Annotated in this window: 12 protein-coding genes, 1 tRNA gene and 2 pseudogenes; 7 read left to right on the top strand and 8 right to left on the bottom strand. The window is 67.4% G+C overall.

The features are described from left to right. Positions 1-16: 16 nt before the first annotated feature. Positions 17-1,024, top strand: a complete 1,008-nt coding sequence (locus tag AQI70_RS08355; RefSeq protein ID WP_062146003.1) for a Yip1 family protein — start codon at positions 17-19, stop codon at positions 1,022-1,024. A 176-nt stretch (positions 1,025-1,200) separates the two neighbouring features. On the opposite strand, the gene AQI70_RS08350 is transcribed toward AQI70_RS08355, so the two are convergent. After that, entirely contained in the window at positions 1,201-1,704 is a 504-nt protein-coding gene (locus tag AQI70_RS08350) for a phosphoribosyltransferase (RefSeq protein WP_062146002.1), read from the bottom strand. A gap of 8 nt (positions 1,705-1,712) precedes the next feature. Beyond that, the gene (gene dcd, locus AQI70_RS08345) at positions 1,713-2,288 is read right to left on the bottom strand and encodes a dCTP deaminase (protein WP_003999377.1); all 576 of its coding nucleotides are present in this window, start codon (positions 2,286-2,288) and stop codon (positions 1,713-1,715) included. A gap of 587 nt (positions 2,289-2,875) precedes the next feature. Here dcd and AQI70_RS08340 point away from each other — a divergent pair. Further along, a tRNA-Gly gene (locus tag AQI70_RS08340) sits at positions 2,876-2,949 on the top strand. Positions 2,950-2,998: 49 nt separating this feature from the next. Here AQI70_RS08340 and AQI70_RS08335 read toward each other — a convergent pair. Both AQI70_RS08335 and AQI70_RS08330 read right to left on the bottom strand, forming a co-directional pair. Continuing rightward, positions 2,999-3,301 (bottom strand): annotated as a pseudogene (locus tag AQI70_RS08335) (tyrosine-type recombinase/integrase); the annotation flags it as partial. Between the two features lie 472 nt (positions 3,302-3,773). Continuing rightward, complete coding sequence (locus AQI70_RS08330) at positions 3,774-4,013, bottom strand: hypothetical protein (RefSeq protein WP_159042634.1); 240 nt, start codon at positions 4,011-4,013, stop codon at positions 3,774-3,776. 849 nt (positions 4,014-4,862) lie between these two features. Here AQI70_RS08330 and AQI70_RS39055 point away from each other — a divergent pair. Next, a complete protein-coding gene (locus AQI70_RS39055; RefSeq protein ID WP_159042633.1) occupies positions 4,863-5,840 on the top strand; it encodes a hypothetical protein in 978 nt (325 codons plus the stop codon). 1,425 nt (positions 5,841-7,265) lie between these two features. Here AQI70_RS39055 and AQI70_RS39765 read toward each other — a convergent pair. From AQI70_RS39765 to AQI70_RS08305, 4 genes and pseudogenes are all read right to left on the bottom strand, one after another. Then, positions 7,266-7,490, bottom strand: a pseudogene (locus AQI70_RS39765) (ABC transporter ATP-binding protein); the annotation flags it as partial. Between the two features lie 209 nt (positions 7,491-7,699). Further along, the gene (locus tag AQI70_RS40065) at positions 7,700-7,906 is read right to left on the bottom strand and encodes a hypothetical protein (protein WP_244181524.1); all 207 of its coding nucleotides are present in this window, start codon (positions 7,904-7,906) and stop codon (positions 7,700-7,702) included. A gap of 189 nt (positions 7,907-8,095) precedes the next feature. Beyond that, a complete protein-coding gene (locus AQI70_RS08310) occupies positions 8,096-10,153 on the bottom strand; it encodes an RICIN domain-containing protein (protein WP_062145994.1) in 2,058 nt (685 codons plus the stop codon). A 235-nt stretch (positions 10,154-10,388) separates the two neighbouring features. Next, positions 10,389-11,453, bottom strand: a complete 1,065-nt coding sequence (locus tag AQI70_RS08305) for a LacI family DNA-binding transcriptional regulator (protein ID WP_208607314.1) — start codon at positions 11,451-11,453, stop codon at positions 10,389-10,391. A gap of 522 nt (positions 11,454-11,975) precedes the next feature. Between AQI70_RS08305 and AQI70_RS08300 the strand changes: the two genes are divergently transcribed. From AQI70_RS08300 to AQI70_RS08285, 4 genes are read left to right on the top strand one after another with little or no spacing between them, the layout of a single operon-like run. After that, positions 11,976-13,259 (top strand): ABC transporter substrate-binding protein, encoded by a 1,284-nt coding sequence (locus tag AQI70_RS08300; RefSeq protein WP_062145991.1) that lies wholly within the window; start codon positions 11,976-11,978, stop codon positions 13,257-13,259. Beyond that, on the top strand, positions 13,256-14,278 hold the full coding sequence (locus AQI70_RS08295) for a carbohydrate ABC transporter permease (protein WP_062145989.1): 1,023 nt from the start codon (positions 13,256-13,258) through the stop codon (positions 14,276-14,278). Before AQI70_RS08300 ends, AQI70_RS08295 begins: the two co-directional genes overlap by 4 nt. After that, positions 14,275-15,162 (top strand): carbohydrate ABC transporter permease, encoded by an 888-nt coding sequence (locus AQI70_RS08290; RefSeq protein ID WP_062145987.1) that lies wholly within the window; start codon positions 14,275-14,277, stop codon positions 15,160-15,162. The genes AQI70_RS08295 and AQI70_RS08290 overlap by 4 nt, the downstream gene beginning before the upstream one ends. A 44-nt stretch (positions 15,163-15,206) precedes the next feature. Further along, positions 15,207-17,249, top strand: a complete 2,043-nt coding sequence (locus tag AQI70_RS08285) for a beta-galactosidase (RefSeq protein ID WP_062145985.1) — start codon at positions 15,207-15,209, stop codon at positions 17,247-17,249. The last annotated feature ends 378 nt before the right edge of the window (positions 17,250-17,627 follow it).

Below are 17,627 nucleotides of genomic sequence, written 5' to 3'. Positions count from 1 at the left end.
CCAACCCCCTTAGGGGATGTCACAGCTCGGCAGCAAAGCCGGGCCCGACCCACCGGGCCCGGCACGCGACTCTCCGGGACCAGGTACGTTCGAAGACGTGGCTGGATTCAGGATCGGACGCGGCAGCCGGAACAACGGCACCCCGCAAACGCGCCCCCAACAACCTCCGTACGGGCAGCAGGCGCCCCAGGGACCGTCGTACGGCTATCCCCCGCCGTCGCCGCAGCCGTACGGCGGCTCGGCCGGCGGCGCGGGCGGCTGGCCGCAGGCGACCGGCGGCGCAGGCTACGGCGGCCCCGGCGCCGGCGGTCACGGCGAGCCGGAGTACTTCGGCGACGGCGGGTACCCGCAGGGACCGGGCGACGCCCCGGACCCGTACGCGGCGAACAACCCGGGCCACACCCGGGCGTTCTCGATCAACGACGACCCCTACAGCCAGGGCCAGACCTACCACGCCGGCTCGGCCCCGGCCGCCCCGGCCGGCCCCCGCCTGCACTGGAAGCAACTGCTCCGCGGCATCTTCCTCTCCCCCAGCCAGACGTTCCTGCAGATGCGGGACTACACGATGTGGGGCCCCGCCCTCATCGTGACCTTCCTCTACGGTCTGCTGGCGGTCTTCGGCTTCGACGGCGCGAGGAAGGACGCGATCAACGCGACCCTCTCGAACGCGGTCCCCATCGTCCTCACGACCGCCGTCGCGATGGTCCTGTCGTCCTTCGTCCTGGGCGTGGTCACCCACACCCTGGCCCGCCAGCTGGGCGGCGACGGAGCCTGGCAGCCCACGGTCGGCCTCTCCATGCTGATCATGTCCCTCACGGACGCCCCCCGCCTGGTCTTCGCGATGTTCGCCGGCGGCGACGCGATGTTCGTCCAGGCCCTGGGCTGGGCGACCTGGGTGGCGGCCGGCGCCCTGCTGACGCTGATGGTGTCCAAGTCACACGACCTGCCATGGCCGAAGGCGCTGGGCGCGAGCGCGATCCAGCTGGTCGCGCTGCTGTCGATCGTGAAGCTGGGCACGTTCTAGGCACTGCGGAGCTGCGAAAGGGCCCCCGGCGTTCGTGGCCGGGGGCCCTTTCCGTTGTGCTTCTCGAAAACCGGTGGATCCCGGTGTGCCGCTCAGGCGACTCGGCTTGAGCCAGGCGCCTTGGGCGACTCGGAGTGACCCAGACGCCTTGGGCGACTCGAATTGCCCCAGACGCCTCAGGCGTCGAGGACCTGCCCGGCCCTCTTCACGACGGGCGGCTCGACGCTCCACGGGAAGTTGATCCACTCATCGGTGCGCTTCCAGACGTACTCGCACTTCACGAGTGAGTGGGACTTCTCATAGATCACGGCGGACCGCACCTCGGCGACATGATCGAGGCAGAAGTCGTGCACGAGCTTCAGCGTCTTGCCGGTGTCGGCGACGTCGTCGGCGATCAACACCTTCTTGTCGGTGAAGTCGATGGCGTTGGGAACGGGAGCGAGCATGACCGGCATTTCGAGGGTCGTCCCCACGCCCGTGTAGAACTCGACGTTCACCAGATGAAGGTTCTTGCAGTCGAGGGCGTAGGCGAGCCCACCGGCGACGAACACGCCGCCACGGGCGATGCTGAGCACGATGTCCGGCTCGTACCCGTCGTCGGCGATGGTCTGCGCGAGCTCGCGGATGGCACCGCCGAACCGCTCGTAGGTCAGATTCTCCCGCACACCTGTCTCGCTCATACCGTCACTCACACCTGAGTCCGATGGAAGTTGATGAAGGACCGGGAGGCGGTGGGCCCACGCTGCCCCTGGTACCGGGACCCGTACCGCTCGCTCCCGTACGGGAACTCGGCGGGCGAGCTGAGCCGGAACAGACACAGCTGCCCGATCTTCATGCCGGGCCACAGCTTGATGGGCAGGGTGGCGAGGTTGGACAGTTCGAGGGTGACATGCCCGCTGAACCCCGGGTCGATGAACCCGGCGGTGGAGTGGGTGACCAGCCCCAGCCGCCCGAGCGAGCTCTTCCCCTCCAACCGGGAGGCAAGATCGTCGGGCAGCGTGATGACCTCGTACGTCGAGGCGAGGACGAACTCCCCGGGATGCAGGATGAACGGCTCATCGCCCTCGGGCTCCACGAGCCGGGTGAGATCCGCCTGCTCGATGGAGGGGTCGATGTGCGGGTACCGGTGGTTCTCGAACACCCGGAAGTACCGGTCCAGCCGCACATCGACGCTCGACGGCTGCACCATGGATTCGTCATAGGGATCGATCCGCACCCGCCCGGCGTCGATCTCGGCCCGGATGTCCTTGTCTGAGAGAAGCACGCCCCGAGGATACGCAAGGCGCGCGGAACGACCACAATCGTGGCTTCCGCGCGCCGGGCGGTACAGCTGGCGTTACTGCTGGTACTTCTGCACTGCTGGTGTTCCCGTTACTTCTGTGACTACGACTACTGGTCCCGCTACCGCTACTGCTTCTCCAGCGCCACCGGCACCACACTGCGGAGCCGGGCACACCGGGGACACCGGACGAGCCGACCGGGGCCGAGCCGCTCGGCCTGCTGCATCGGGAACGAAGCGGTGCTGAACACGTGCCCATCGGCACAACGGACGACGGTGCGCTCCATCAAGTCCTTTAAGTCCCTTCCCCAAGAGCCGCGTCTGGCTGCTACCTGCCTGACGACCAAGGCCACATTACGGGATCAAAAGGACGACCCTCCAGGCGGCACTCCGCCCCCGCCGGGACCCTCTCCCACCCCTCCACCGTACGCCCCAACTCCGTTCCCCCGCAGTCACATCCGCCCCCTGAAACGCACTCAGGCCCCACGGCGTCAGCGCCGGGGACCGGGGATGAGGTACAGTGACGAAGCGATCGGACACCGCCTCCGGATCATGCCGGGCGGGCGTCTTACGCGGGTGTAGTTTAATGGTAGAACATCAGCTTCCCAAGCTGAGAGCGCGAGTTCGATTCTCGTCACCCGCTCCATGATTAAGGCCCAGGTCAGAAACCCGGGCCTTTTTGCTGTCCGTTGTGATCACTTGCCGCGTGCCAGATTCGTGCCAGAACGCTGATCGTTTGGATCAACGGCGTTCTCATCTGGCACGGCAGCAGCTTCCTGGCGTGCCTTGCGTACGGTCGCGTCGAGACCGGCTGCAACTTCCTGCTGCCGGTCGTCGTCGGAGTGCTGATAGATCAGCGCCGCCTTCTCGGAGGACTGCCCGGCACGGACCATCGTGTCCTTGAGAGTGGCGCCGGAGCGCGTGGACAGGGTGTGTCCGGTGTGCCGAAGGTCGTAGAACCTGAAACCCTCGGGCATGCCGACGATCTCACGCGCCTTTACGGAGCCACTTTGGCGCGAGCCTCGAAGATCATGACCCCAGCGTCGCGCTTTACCGGGCAGGTCCACAGACTGCCCGACGCGCCGGAAGCTTACGGGGCTGTGATCACTCGCGCCAAAGCAGCGCCACCCCAAAGCCGCTCCGCCGACCTAGTCACAGGATCCGTTGACTGTGTGCCGAGATCTCAATGGTCAACGGGCGGCGATTCGTGTCTCTCTTGCTGCTCCCCCTAGTCGGCGTCACCGACGCGCGAGCACATAGCGTAATAGAAGAGGGGAGCTGAGTGACAGTCTCAGCCTTGAGGTGCGCCTGCCCAGCTTCCTGAGCAGAGGAACGGCGAGTTGCTCCTGCTCGCGACTGGGCTCCAGACCGTCGCAGCTTGGACTCGAAGCCGACGCCCTCCACCTAGAGTGATCATTCTCAGGACGAGTGTCGACCTCACGCGGCATCATTGCCTGCGTGGCGGACTCCCTACTCCTGGCAGCGGTTGGCGTACTCGGAACCCTTGCCGGCGGCGGCCTGACCGCCACGATCACCTTCCGGTCGGAAAGGCGCAAGGATGCGGCCCTCGCCCGCCAGCAAGAGCTGCAGCTTCGAGCTGCTGAGCAGCAACAACGAGAGCAGTTCCAGGCCGAAGAGCGACGGCAGATACGAGAGCTCCAGATCGATCACCGCCGTCAGGTGTATCAACAGTTCCTGAGCGACGTTCATGAAGCCCACCAGCGCATGAAGGCCCTCGGTGACCAGGTTCTAGAGGGGGACCTCACGGATAGCGACATCAATTCCCTCTTGCCTGAAGCCGATTCGGCGTTGAGGACTGCTTGGGGCTCGATGCACAAAGTGCAGTTGGAGGGGCCCGAGCTGGTGTCAACCGGGCCTATCACATCGTCTGGTCCCTCGGTGACCTGCCTCGCGAGCTGAGAGCCTTGCGCCGGTGGCACAGCGAGGACTCGAACATTCCCGAGCGCGGCCGAACTCCTTTGGACTCCTGGCACGACAGTCATTCGGAGTATGGCAACGCCCTAAGCAACTTCGTTGAGGCAGCACGTGAGGCCCTCGGGGAGCTACTCAAGCCTGCCTGACCAAGGGCTGTAGCCGGGCCCACGACGGGCCTTCCACGAACGCAAGTGACCGCCGGCGCGCAGCCTCAGAGTCCACCACCACAGTTGGAAAGCGTGCTGAACGAGGTCGAAGTCCCCGTTCTTCAGACGCGTCTACAGCCTGCAGAGCACAGGGACTGAGCCTGCATGGAGCCTCGCTGTCAGTGCCAATCGATAGCCTGGAAGGTTCCCAGCAACACACCCCTCGACACTACATCTAGTGGCGACGCTGAGCACCAAGCACAAATTATGGGGGTGTTGCTTGCTGGCGGAGTGTCAGGAGTGCTCTACTGATATTGGAAAGAACCAACAAGGCCCCACGCAGGGGCCTCGACTTTGGTGTCGAGCTCCACATGGGGCCTAGTGCGTTGGTGGCGCCCTCGGACCCTACAGCGGCAAGCGTCAGCTTCAAAGAGTGACGTCTGGCTGGAGCTCGGTCCACGCCTGAAAGGGGGCGTGCATGGCTCAGAAGAGCTTCAGAAAGATCCCCGACTCAGTCCGGTCCAAGGTGGCCAACCTGCCGAGTGACGAGTACCAGGTTGGTGTCCTGCGGTCGTATCGCGTCTCGGATCTTGAGTCCGACCTGCTGGCACACCTGGGGGTTTCCGTCCAGGCTGGGAGCCCAGTTGTCCCGCCGACGAGTCTTCCCCCCGCCGCACGAGGGCGATTCTCGAGGTGGAACCTTGCGGGCAGGATCGTGCGGCGAACTGACCTTCCGAAGGTGTCTCGATCCTGGGGCTTTGAAACCCCAAACTTCGGTGACTGGTCTAAGGGCAGTCACCCCATCACATTCACGCGGCAGGTCTATCAGGTGGAGCACCTGTACGGACAGCAGATCGTCATCGCTATGGAAGAGGTGTCGAGCAATGACGATCAGGTGACCATCGCTTTCCGGGTCGACCGCGTCCTCGACCGCACGGCCGCCGGCCACGACGCAGATCTACTCTTCGCACTCTGCCTGCTTCAAGAGAACGTGGGAGCCGTAGACGTGGTGGCCTGCACTACATCCACAGATGAGTGGGCGCGGGCGATGGCGCTTGACTGGGAGTTTCTCCCTGTGGGTACCCGTGAAACGGACGCTGTGATCAGTGAGTTGACTCGGCGCTTGCGCCTGAGCAGGGACGACCCTCGACGAGAAGGCGTAGAGGCCCGGTTGGAAGCGTTGCTTGCGCTCCGTCCCGAGCGGATGCTCTACGGCACCAGCGGCTTCCAGCGCTACGTGGGCGCGCAGTTCGCGCCGGACCTAGTCGTCTTCGAGAACGCACGATACGGGAACGCGATCTACGTGATGTTTGAGGACTGGGAGGAACTCAGCAAGAGATCACGCGTAGATCTTTTGGCTGGGAGCGGTCGCGGCTTCGAACGGATCACTCATCGGCGAGGCTGGGAAAGCCAGCTGAGGCACGCCGTACGAACCCGTCGGAACGACGGCACGTAGGAGGACGAGGGGGGCGCGGAGTGTCTAACGGCGTGACAACGCGTGCGCAACCGGCGAACAAGCGCGGACGGCTGCGGACCATCGGCACAGGTGAGACGCACGCCAGCGCAAGGCGCAGCTGCTGCCCAAGTTACTTCGGGACGAAGCGGTCATGTCCCCAGGCTGGCGTTAGCCGACGGTGGAGCCCGGGCGGCTGGACCGTACGAGTGTGCCCGACGTGGATCAACAACAACGGAAGCCCAGGGCACCGATCTGGGTCGGTGCCGTGGGCTCGTTTCGTCTGGCTGGCCAGCTGAACCGGTGATCAGTTGCCTGGCCATTGAAACGCCGTTGACCACGCGCCCCTGGTGCCAACTCGTGGTCAGCGCCGCACCAGCCTGGAGGAGGAACTCCCGAACCTCTCGCTCTAGCTGCTTGAGCTTGTCTGGCAGCTCAGAAGTGTCGTAGGCACGATCAACCTGCCCTCCTCGTCGGCTATCCGGTTCAGGCTCTGTCTGACCCGGAAGACGGCCACCAGAGCACCGGACAGCTCCACGACCTTGGTCACGGACGGCTCAAGCTCAGCAGGTCCATCCAAAATCACGTTCCGTCCGTAGCGGCTAACTTCATCTGCTAGCTCAACAGCCCGGGGAACGTAGCCCTCTTTGAACTCGCCAGGACTCAAATCGACGACTCGATCCGACCTCCCAGCGGTAGAGGCACTCGGCCGGCCAAAGTGGCGACCGAACGTGACCCAAGGCTCAAGGTGATCGTCGAGCGCTATGGCAGTCGCTGCCGGTGAATATGCTCGGCTTGGCTTGGCCGCGGAGAACCCTGCAATGTAGGCCCGCTCGGTCTGCCCCTCGTCGTACCAGTTGCCGCCGCCGGCCGCCTTGGACACCGCGGGTCGGACGGCGCCCGGCCCACGACGGCGACCAGCTCGTCGGGGGAGGCGAGTCCGGCCGTGCCGATCGTGCCGTAGGCCGCCGGCTTCGGGAAGCGGTCGGCCAGTTGGCCCGCGGGCAGCTTGTGAATCAACTCGGCCAGCGCGGGGGAGAGGTACACCTCGCCTTTTTTCGGGAAAGAGCTCAGACCGGGCGGGGCGGGGGTCGCCGCGCGGCCGGGCAGCTGGGACAACGACACCACGGAGACGACCTCCTGGCGGACGTACGTCGTGGCCCGGGCCTGGACGGCGGTCCCCGCTCGGCGGGCACGGCGGCCGGCGTGCGCCAGGTCGTGTGGTCGGCGCGAGCACCTGAGCCGAGGGTGGCGTCGATCATCACCAGCAGCACGAAGGCGCCGACGGCGGCGGCGCCGGCGGCGAGCAGGTGGCTGTGCAGGCCGCGGCGGCCGGAGGACGGGCCAGGTGCCAGGTCAGGGGCAGGACGGGGGAACGCATCGGCATCTCCGCTGAAAAGGGCGGGCGAGGAGGGCGGGCGGGAATGGTCAGGCGACGGTGTATTGGGGGTGGCTGCTGATCCGGCCGTCGCGGACCTGGAGGATCCGGTCGCAGTGAGCGGCGACGTCGGCGTCGTGGGTGACCATGACCAGGGCGGCGCCCTGCTCGCGGGTCACGGACGTCAGCAGCCGTACGACCTCCTCGCTGGTGGTCTGGTCGAGGGCGCCGGTCGGCTCGTCGGCGAAGACCACATCCGGCTCGACGACCAGCGCGAGCCCCAGGATCAGGAGGTCGTCCTGGGTGCCCGTCGCGTAGAAGCGCAGCGGCGCCGCGATGGCTGCCCCGCCGGTGAGTACGGCGCACAGGCCCGCCCACAGCGGTGGGCAGGTACGGACGGTGATCATCAGCAGGCAGAGCAGGACCGCCGCCACCTCACCGGGGCCGAACATGCGTATCGGCTCGGTCGTCGTGGCGACGGCGTTCAAGGCCAGGGAAATTCCCGCTGGTACGGCAGCGCGCAGTGGGGGGTGAGCCATGCGGGCCGAGGGGCGGAGGGCCAGAGAATTGCTGCGAGGCCGAGCGACAGGAGCACGAGCACCGGCCAGAGCGTCTTGTCGTCGGCGACGGCGACGGCGACGGCGATGAGCACGTCCGTGGCGGCCAGCAGGACCAGCGTGGTGGTATCCACCGCACGCAGGCAGCCTGCCGACGGGTCCCCGTCGTGGTGGGGTAGGCAGTCGCAGGCAGGAGCTTCACATCGGTCACTGTAGGGAGGAGCGGTCAGCTGTGCCTCGGCCGATCGGCCGAGGCGGACGCCAGGCGCAGGAACCGCTTCGCCCCGTGGTTCCTGCGCCTGGTCATGGCCCGGTTGGAGCCGTCAGTTGATCCGGACGATCTTCCAGAGCTGGTCGTCGAGGTCGGCGCTGCCCCACTGGACGACGGCTGCCCCGTTGGCGGTGGAGGACTGGGCGACGCCGGCGACGAGGGTGCTGTTCACGTTGCGGAGCTTGTAGTAGCCGTTGCCCGCGTCGGTGAGGGTCCACTTCTGGGAGTCGGCGCTGGAGGCGGTGTTCTGGACGATGGCCGCGCCCGCGGCACTGGAGGCACCTTGGACGTCCAGGTTGAGGTTGCTCCTCGCGTTCTTGATGGTCCAGGCGCCGCTGCCGGCGGACTGGAAGGTGAAGAGCTGGCAGACACAGGCCGTGTTCTGCCACTGGTTGGCGGCGGTGCCGGCGGTGGTGGAGCCGGCCGGGATGTCGAGGTACTTGCCGCTGTTCTTGTTCACCAGGACGTACTGACCGGTGCCCAGGGGCGGCAGGGCGGTCTGGGCGAGGTTCCAGCGCTGGCAGCCGCAGGTGGTGCCGCTCCACTGCACGGCGGCGGTGCCGACCGTGGTGGAGGCACTGGGGATTTCGAGGAACTTGCCACTGATGCGGTTGGTGATGCTGTAACCGCCGGCCGGATGGGGCGCGACGGCCCATTCGTGGTCGAGCGTGCCGTTGTCGTCCCACTGCAGGACGGCGGCGCCGTTGGCGGTGGACTGGTTCTGGACGCCGAGGACCTTGCCGCTGGCGACGTTGAAGATCTTGAAGTAGCCCGAGGACTGCTGCTCGAAGCGCCACTGCTGGTTGGTGGAGGTGGTGGGGTCCTGCTGGGTGGCGGTGGTGCCGTTGGTGGTGGAGCCGCCGGCGATAGTGAGGTTCAGGGCGCTGTTCGCGTTGGTCATGGTGTAGGTGGCGCCGTCGGAGATGCTCCCGCCGAAGTCGACCGTGCTGTACGTGACCGGGTTGCGGCGGTTGTCACCGCCGAAGCCCGCGCTGAACACCATCAGACTGTGGCCGTCGGCCAGCGGAAGCAGACCGCGGCTGTAGCCGCCGCCGACGTTGGAGGGCATCCGCGTCCAGGTGTCGGCGGCGCCGTTCTGTGTGTTGACGAACAGGTCGTCGCTGCTGTGGGCGGTGGTGACGAGGGTTCCGTTGGGGCCGCCGGTGGGCAGCCAGGTGATGTAGGGCGTGCCCTGGGGGACCAGGCCGTCGGTGGTGCGCAGCGGGATGCCGGTGACGGAGTCGAAGCCTTCCGGGTCGGAGGAGATCTTGTAGTGGACGGCGAAGTTGCCCGCGGCGGAACCGCCGTACTCGTAGGTCATGATGTATTTGCCGTTGGGCATCCTGGCGACGGTCGGCATGCCGGGGCGCTGGCTGTAGGTGGGCATCGCGACGTCGTCCACGACCGGGCCCCAGTTGCGGACGTCCGTGGAGACCTGGTGGACGATCTTCTGGCCGTGGTCGGGGTCGCGCTGGTCGGAGTAGTAGACGATGAGCCTGTCGCCGGAGACCAGGAAGAACGGTTCCCACACTGGGGTGTTGCCGTTCACGTCCGTGGCTTTACCGCCGGTGGCGATGTTGGTGACGAAGGTCCAGCTCTGGCCGCGGTCGGTGCTGGCGTACAGATCGATCTTGCTGCCGCCCCGGTCGTACGGCACCGAGTCACCGGCGGCGAGGATGGTGCCGGCCGGGAAGTCACCCATGGCCCTGGGCAGTTCGAACAGCTCGGGCTGCCAGCGCATGCCCCAGCCGTTCTGGGTGTCGGCGACCTCGGAGATCTTCGTCCAGGAGGCGCCGTTGTCGGTGCTGCGGTAGATCGGGAAGACGGGCATCTCCACGCGGTACTGCTCGAACGTGGCGAGGAGGGTGCCGTTGGCCGGGCCGTTGTGCTGCAGGCGCATGGCCCGCGGGTAGTAGCTTCCGGGGGAGAGCGCGTCGGAGGGCGGGGTGTAGAGCGTCTGGGCAGGGCGGGAGAGGGCGTCCGCCCTGCCCGCGGCGGGCAGGACCAGCGTCGCTGCCGCGACGGCCAGGGCCAGCAGCAGGAACAGGAGAGCGGCGGGGACGGAACGCGGAGCGGCGCCGGGTCTGGCGCCTGGCTGTGCGGGGGACATGTGCGGCTCCGATGGCGGGGCGGGGTTCTTCCTACGGGCCCGCCGCCCCAGGACGATCAGGTTCGGGGCGGCAGGGTTCAGGGGCGGGTCGGCCGGCGGCAGGGCCGGACGACATCGCGACAAAAAGGGCGTGGTCAGCATCCGTGTGGCGGGACGGCTGCGGGGTGATGGCCGTTGTGCGCGGGCTGCCGCGGTGCGTGCGGCGTGTGTCCTGCGTCGGCCAAGGGCTCAGTGCTCAGGTGGTGTGCAAACGGCTCTGGCCCTTGTGGGCCGGCGGCGGTGCGGTCGAGCCGCGGACGACGAGTTCGACCGGTGGGTCGCCCGCAGGCGGCAGTTCCATGTCCGGTTTCTCGATGGCGTGGACGAGCAGTCCGACTCCCTGCCGCGCCGCGGCGTCGAAGGGCTGACGGACGGTGGTCAGCGGAGGAGAGACGTAGGCGAAGACCGGGTTGCCGTCGAACCCGACGACACTGATCTCCTCCGGCACCCGCCGCCCGGCTTCCCGCAGGGCGTGGATCAGGCCGATCGCCATCTCGTCGCCCGCCGCGAACACCGCGGTCACCGAGCTGTCCGAGGCCAGCTCGCGACCCGCCGCATACCCGGAGGCGGCCGACCAGTCACCGTTGAGCAGAGGCGGTTCGTGCGCGCCTCGTGCCGCCAGTGCCGCCCGCCATCCCTCGATACGGTCCTTGGTGGCGTACCAGCGCCGCGGGCCGGCGAGGTGATGAACGGTCGCGTGCCCCAGATCCAGCAGATGCTCGGTGGCCGCCCGCGCCAGTTCGTGTGCGCCCACACCCATGGTCACGGTGCGGGTGGCGGTGAAAGCGGGCGGTGCCCCCAGGAAGAGGACGGGGACGTCGACGCGGACGCTGACGTCCCCTTCCACGATGGGTTCGGAGACGATGACGCCGTCCACCCCTTGCTCGAGCAGCGACTCCACGGCACCCGCGATACCCGTAGGGTCGCCATCCGGCGTGTTGACCACGCGGAGCGCGTAACCCGCGTCGCGCACGGCCCGCTCGATGTGCACGAGCAGTGAAGCGGTCCCGTACCCGGCGGTGCCCAGGGCGACCACGCCGATGGAGCCGGTACGCCCGGAGGCCAGTGTCCTGGCCGCCTGGTTCAGCCGGTAGCCGAGTTCCTCAGCGGCTGCGAGGACCTTGGTGCGGGCCTCCTCGGAGACATACGGCTCGTTGTTGAGGACCCGGGACACCGTCTTGCGCGACACCCCGGCCAGGCGGGCCACGTCCGCGCTGCGCGGCACAGAGGAGCCCTCGCTCCGTCCCACCACTGCTGCCATGAAGTCTCCCGACGGCCGTGCGTCAGCATCGAAGGAGGTCAACTGTATGACCACGCGGTCTGACCGCGTGGTCATGTCTACGTAGCCGACAGCTGTACGTCAAGGGTCCCCGCAGTATCGATTTCCGGTGGGCGGCAGCGGATCCGATGGAGGGCGGCTGGTCGGCGACGGGTTGCGCAGCCACCGCGAGGGGGTCACCTCTGTCGGCTATACATGCTGGTCAAACGGCAGAAGCTCACTCGCAAGTCCGCTCACGAAACGAAGTCGCCGTTCCCGTCCGACGGTAAGCCGTCCGACTTCTCGACATGTACGGTCGGCCCTGAGCTCAGGTCGAAGGGGCTTGACAGCGACTCCCCGGAGCGTTCAGTCTTCCTCGCAACCGCCGGTCGGATTTGTTCGGTCGTGTTGAGTCTTGGTCGCGTGGACGACCGCTTCCCCGTCACACCCCGCGGGCCGACGTGCCGCCTGGGCACGGCCGCCCTGTCAGGAGCCGAAATGCACTCTTCCTCCCTCGGTCGGCCCATGCCTGCTGCCAGCCGCCGCACCGTCCTGCGCGGTATTGGTGGCGCAGCCGTCCTCGGCGCCGGCATACCGCTGCTCAGCGCCTGCGGCGGCAGCGGTACGGCTGCCGACCCGAAGACCGTCAGCCTCGGGTCGAACGCGTCGGACGCGGTGCCGAAGAAGGCGTTCGCCGAGATCTACGCGGCGTTCACGAAGCAGTCCGGGATCACGGTCGACGTGAACACCAAGGACCACAACACGTTCCAGGAGCAGATCAACTCCTACCTCCAGGGCACCCCGGACGACGTGTTCAACTGGTTCGCCGGCTACCGCATGCAGTTCTTCGCGGCCAAGAAGCTCGCCACTCCGATCGACGACGTGTGGCAGAAGATCGGCGGCAACTTCCCCGAGGCGATGAAGGCGCTCAGCAAGGGCGCGGACGGCAAGTACTACTTCGTGCCGATCTCCACGTCCCTCTGGGGCGTCTTCTACCGCAAGAGCGTCTTCCAGCAGTACGGCTACGAGGTCCCCACCACCTGGGACCAACTCGTCGCCCTGTGCAAGCAGATGAAGAAGGACGGCCTCGTCCCGTTCGCCTTCGGCGACAAGGACGCCTGGCCCGCGCTCGGCACCTTCGACCAGATCAACTTCCGCACCAACGGCTACGACTTCCACGTCGAGCTGATGGCCGGCAAGGCGTCCTGGACCGACGCCAAGGTCCGCACCGCCTTCGACCACTGGGCCGAGATCCTCCCCTACCACCAGGAGGGCGCCGTCGGCCGCACCTGGCAGGACGCGGCCCAGACGCTGATATCGAAGAAGGCGGGCATGTACCTGTTCGGCAGCTTCGTGGCACAGCAGTTCACCAACAAGGCCGACCTGGACGACCTGGACTTCTTCGCCTTCCCGGAGATCAACTCCGCGTACGGGCAGGACACCGTCGAGGCGCCCACCGACGGCTTCATGCTCTCCAAGGCCCCGAAGAACAAGGCCGGTGCGCTCAAGCTCCTGGAGTTCCTGGGCACTCCGGAGGCCGAGCAGATCTACCTGAAGTCCGACCCGAGCCTGGTCGCGGCGTCCAACAAGGCCGACACCTCCTCGTACACCGCGTTGCAGAAGAAGGCGTACGAGACGATCTCCGGCGCCAAGCACCTCACCCAGTTCATGGACCGCGACAGCCGGCCGGACTTCACCTCCACGGTGATGCAGCCCGCGCTGCAGAAGTTCGTCCGTGACCCCAAGGGCGTCGACAGCCTGCTGGCGTCGATCGAGCGCCAGAAGAAGACGATCTTCGCGTCCGCATGACCGCCACACCGAACACCGGTACCGGGACCGGCACCACCAGTACCCCGGGGACGGCCGCAGTACCGCCCCCGGGCAACCCGAAGAATGTGACCACGGATCAGGCCAAGCGGCTGCGGGCGCCCTTGGGCCACCGACGGCTGCTCACCCGGCGGGACCGCGTCACGCTCGGCCTGATGGCCGGGGTGCCGACGATCCTGCACGTGGCCCTCGTCTGGGTCACCGCCCTCGCCTCGATCGCGCTGGCCTTCACCACCTGGGACGGCATCGGCTTCGACTCCATCAAATGGGTCGGCCTGGACAACTTCAAGGAACTCTTCACCAACAACCCGCAGTTCTGGCCCGCAGTCGAGCACAACGTCGTCTGGTTCGTCGTGCTCATCCTGATCCCGACTCCGCTCGGCCTGTTCCTGGCTGTGCAGCTCGACAAGAAGATCCGGTTCAGCAAGGTGTACCAGACCGCGTTCTTCCTGCCCGTCGTGCTGTCCATGGCGGTCATCGGGTTCGTCTGGCAGCTCGTCTACAACCCGGACACCGGACTGATCAACAACCTGATCGGCGCGAACGAGCCCGGCCACTACATCGACTGGATCGGCGACCCGGACCTCAACCTGTGGTCCGTCCTCATCGCCGCGTCGTGGCGCCACACCGGCTACATGATGATCCTCTACCTGGCAGGTCTGAAGGGCGTCGACCCGGCCCTGCGGGAGGCGTCCTCGCTGGACGGCGCCAACGAGTGGCAGACGTTCAGGAACGTCATCTTCCCGACCCTGCGCCCCACCAACACCGTCGTCCTGGTCGTGACGATCATCGAGGCGCTACGCGCCTTCGACCTGGTCTTCGTCTTCAACAAGGGCGCCGAGGGCACGGAACTGCTGTCGATCCTGGTCACCAACAACATCATCGGCGAGTCCAGCCGGATCGGATACGGCTCGGCGATCGCCGTGGTCCTGCTGGTGATCTCCCTCGCCGTGATCATCCCGTATCTGATCGCGACCTTCCGGAAGGAGCGGCGCGCATGAGCACCGTGAGCGCGCCGGCCAAGCAGCGCACCCCCGTCCGTCCCGCCCGGATCCTGCTGCACGTCTTCCTCGCCGGTGCCGCGCTGGCCTGGCTCGCGCCCCTGCTGTGGGCGATGTACGCGGCGATGCGCCCGTACGCCGAGACCAGCACCAAGGGCTACGTCTCCTGGCCCGACAAGCTGAGCCTCGACAACTTCACCAACGCCTTCCAGCAGTCGGACATGCTGCACTACTTCGGGAACACACTGCTGGTGGCGATCCCGGCGGTGCTGCTGACGCTGTTCCTGTCGTCGTGTGTGGCCTTCTACGTCAGCCGCTTCGACTTCCGGGTCAACCTCTTCCTGCTCCTGGTGTTCACGGCCGGCAACCTGCTGCCGCAGCAGGTCATCATCACCCCGCTGTACCGCCTGTACCTGCTGATCGACCTGCCCGGCATCACCATGAGCGGCAAGCTGTACGACTCGGCGCTGGGCCTGGTACTGATCCACGTGGCGTTCCAGTCCGGGTTCTGCGCGTTCGTGCTGAGCAACTACATGCGCTCCCTGCCGCACGAGCTGACCGAGGCCGCGCTGGTCGACGGTGCCTCGGTGTGGCGCCTGTACTGGCAGATCGTGCTGCCCCTGTGCAAGCCGGCGATGGCCGCCCTGGCGACGTTGCTGTCCATCTGGATCTACAACGACTTCTTCTGGGCCATCGTCCTGATCTCTACGGGCGAGAACATGCCGATCACCTCGGCACTGAACAACCTCTCCGGTCAGTACTTCACCGACCCCAACCTGGTCGCCGCCGGCGCCCTGCTCACCGCGATCCCCACCCTGATCGTCTACTTCGTGCTCCAGCGCCAGTTCGTCAGCGGCCTCACCCTGGGCGCCAACAAGGGCTGAAGCACGCCTCCCACTCGTTCCCCACACCTCCCGGAGTACCACCAGTGACCACCGAACGCCGTCTCCGCCTGCCCGGCATCGCCTACGGCGGCGACTACAACCCCGAACAGTGGCCCGAGGAGGTGTGGGCCGAGGACATGGCTCTGATGCGCGAGGCCGGGGTGACCATGGTGAGCGTCGGGATCTTCTCCTGGGCCCTGCTGGAGCCGTCCGAGGGTGTCTACGACTTCTCCCGCATGGACAAGATCCTCGATCTTCTCCATGAGAACGGCATCGCCGCCGACCTCGCCACCCCGACGGCCTGCCCGCCCGCCTGGTTCTTCCGGGCCCACCCGGAGGCGCTGCCGGTCGACCGCGACGGCCGCACGCTGTCGTACGGAAGCCGCCAGACGTTCTGCCCGTCCAGCCCCGCCTACCGCACCGCGGCGCTGCGCATCGCGGGCGCGCTGGCCGAGCGGTACGCCGACCACCCGGCCGTGGCGATGTGGCACGTCCACAACGAATACGGCTGCCACAACGCCGCCTGCTACTGCGACACCAGCGCCGCCGCCTTCCGTACCTGGCTGAAGGCGAAGTACGGCAACGACCTGGACGCGCTCAACCACGCCTGGGGCACCACCTTCTGGAGCCAGTGGTACTACGACTGGGACGAGATCATCCCGCCCCGCGCCACCGGCGCCGACCCCAACCCCACCCACCAGCTGGACTGGCGCCGCTTCTGCTCGGACGAACTGCTGTCGCTGTTCACCGCCGAACGCGACGTGCTCCGCCACGCCGCCCCGGACATCCCCGCCACCACCAACTTCATGGTGATGCACAACTTCGACGCCATGGACTACTGGCGCTGGGCTCCCGAGCTGGACATCGTCTCCAACGACCACTACCTGCTCTCCACCGACCCGGAGTCGGAGATCGACATCGCGCTCTGCGGCGACCTGGTCCGCTCCCTGGCCGACGGACCCTGGCTGCTGATGGAACACTCCACGGGAGCCATCAACTGGCAGCCCGTCAACCGGGCCAAGGGCCCCGGCGAGATGCGCCGCAACGCGCTCGCCCACGTCGCGCACGGCGCCGACGGCATCGCCTACTTCCAGTGGCGGGCCGCGAAGGCGGGCGCCGAGCAGTGGCACTCGGCGATGCTCCCGCACGCGGGCACCGACAGCCGGATCTGGCAGGACGTCGTACAGCTCGGAGCCGACCTGCGGGCCCTCGCCGAAGTCCGCGGCAGCACCAGCCCGGCCCGGATCGCCATCGTCTGGGACTGGAACGCGCGATGGGCCATGGAACTGCCCTGCCAGCCCAGCGGTGAACTCCGCTTCCAGGACCTGGTGAGGGACTGGTACGCACCGCTGTGGAGGGCCGGCGTGGCGGTCGACTTCATACGCCCCGACACCCCCGACCTCGATCGCTACCAGCTCGTCCTCGCCCCCAGCCTGTATCTGGTCGACGACGCCGGAGCGGCCAACCTGGCGGCGTTCGTCGAGCGCGGCGGCACCCTGGCCGTGGGCTTCCACAGCGGCGCAGTGGACGAGAACTGTCACATACGCCTGGGCGGTTACCCAGGAGCCTTCCGGGAGATCCTCGGAGTGCACGGCGACGAATTGTTCCCCCTGCTGCCCGGCCAGTCGGTCGGCCTGACCGGGCAGGTCCCGCAGGACGCGACCGCCGACCTGTGGACCGAACGCATCCGGCTCACCGGGGCGGAGGCCGTCGCCACGTACACGGACGGACCGTTGGCGGGCGTCCCGGCCATCACCCGCCATACGTACGGCAGCGGCACCGCCTGGTACCTCGCCACCCACCCGGACCCCACCACCCTGGCCGCCGCCCTGAAGCGCATCTGCCAGGAGGCGGGCGTGTGCCCGGAGCGCGAGGTGCCGGCCGGCGTCGAGGTGGTGAGGCGACGGGGCGCTGATGCGGACTACCTCTTCCTGATCGACCACGCCGGCCACGGCGCCGAGATCCCCGCCGACGGGGTCGAACTCCTCACCGGCAAACCGGTCACCGGCTCGGTCACCGTCCCAGAGGGAGGCGTCGCGGTCGTCCGTGAGCCGAGGGCGGAGCTGCGGGAGCGGGTGACTGCGTAGACATCACCGCTCGGCCCCGCGTCGTACGCGTGCCCCAGCGGGAACCAGCCCAGGCTCACCCCGTACAGGTACAGCGCGCCCATCGCCAGCCAGAAGTACGGGAACCAGCCGACGAAGATTCAGCAGGGGCGGGAAGGCGGAGTCGTGGACGCCGCCGCGCCGCCAGGCGGCGACGATGCCGAGCAGGTTGCCGACGACGGCCGCGACGACGAGCGCGGTACCGCCCTGAGTGGTCCTGGAACGGGGCGGGGGCCACTGGGCGCGACGGGGCACAGAAGTGGCCGCCGAGGTCGGCGTGCTGCTCCGCAGCTGTGCGATGTGCACGCGCAACCGCGCCCGATTCCGGCTGGCGGAAAGCACCACGGTGGCCGCCGGAGG

The sequence above is a fragment of the Streptomyces curacoi genome (assembly GCF_001513975.1).
Classification (GTDB): Bacteria; Actinomycetota; Actinomycetes; order Streptomycetales; family Streptomycetaceae; genus Streptomyces; species Streptomyces curacoi.
This window is presented reverse-complemented; position numbering and strand designations above follow the sequence as displayed.

Coding starts and splice junctions, on each gene's coding strand:
- AQI70_RS08350 (WP_062146002.1), bottom strand. CDS start 1,704: ATGAGCGAGACAGGTGTGCGGGAGAATCTGACCTACGAGCGGTTCGGC.
- AQI70_RS08355 (WP_062146003.1), top strand. CDS start 17: ATGTCACAGCTCGGCAGCAAAGCCGGGCCCGACCCACCGGGCCCGGCA.
- AQI70_RS39055 (WP_159042633.1), top strand. CDS start 4,863: ATGGCTCAGAAGAGCTTCAGAAAGATCCCCGACTCAGTCCGGTCCAAG.
- AQI70_RS08305 (WP_208607314.1), bottom strand. CDS start 11,453: ATGGCAGCAGTGGTGGGACGGAGCGAGGGCTCCTCTGTGCCGCGCAGC.
- AQI70_RS08310 (WP_062145994.1), bottom strand. CDS start 10,153: ATGTCCCCCGCACAGCCAGGCGCCAGACCCGGCGCCGCTCCGCGTTCC.
- AQI70_RS08300 (WP_062145991.1), top strand. CDS start 11,976: ATGCCTGCTGCCAGCCGCCGCACCGTCCTGCGCGGTATTGGTGGCGCA.
- AQI70_RS08330 (WP_159042634.1), bottom strand. CDS start 4,013: ATGAACGTCGCTCAGGAACTGTTGATACACCTGACGGCGGTGATCGAT.
- AQI70_RS08290 (WP_062145987.1), top strand. CDS start 14,275: ATGAGCACCGTGAGCGCGCCGGCCAAGCAGCGCACCCCCGTCCGTCCC.
- AQI70_RS08295 (WP_062145989.1), top strand. CDS start 13,256: ATGACCGCCACACCGAACACCGGTACCGGGACCGGCACCACCAGTACC.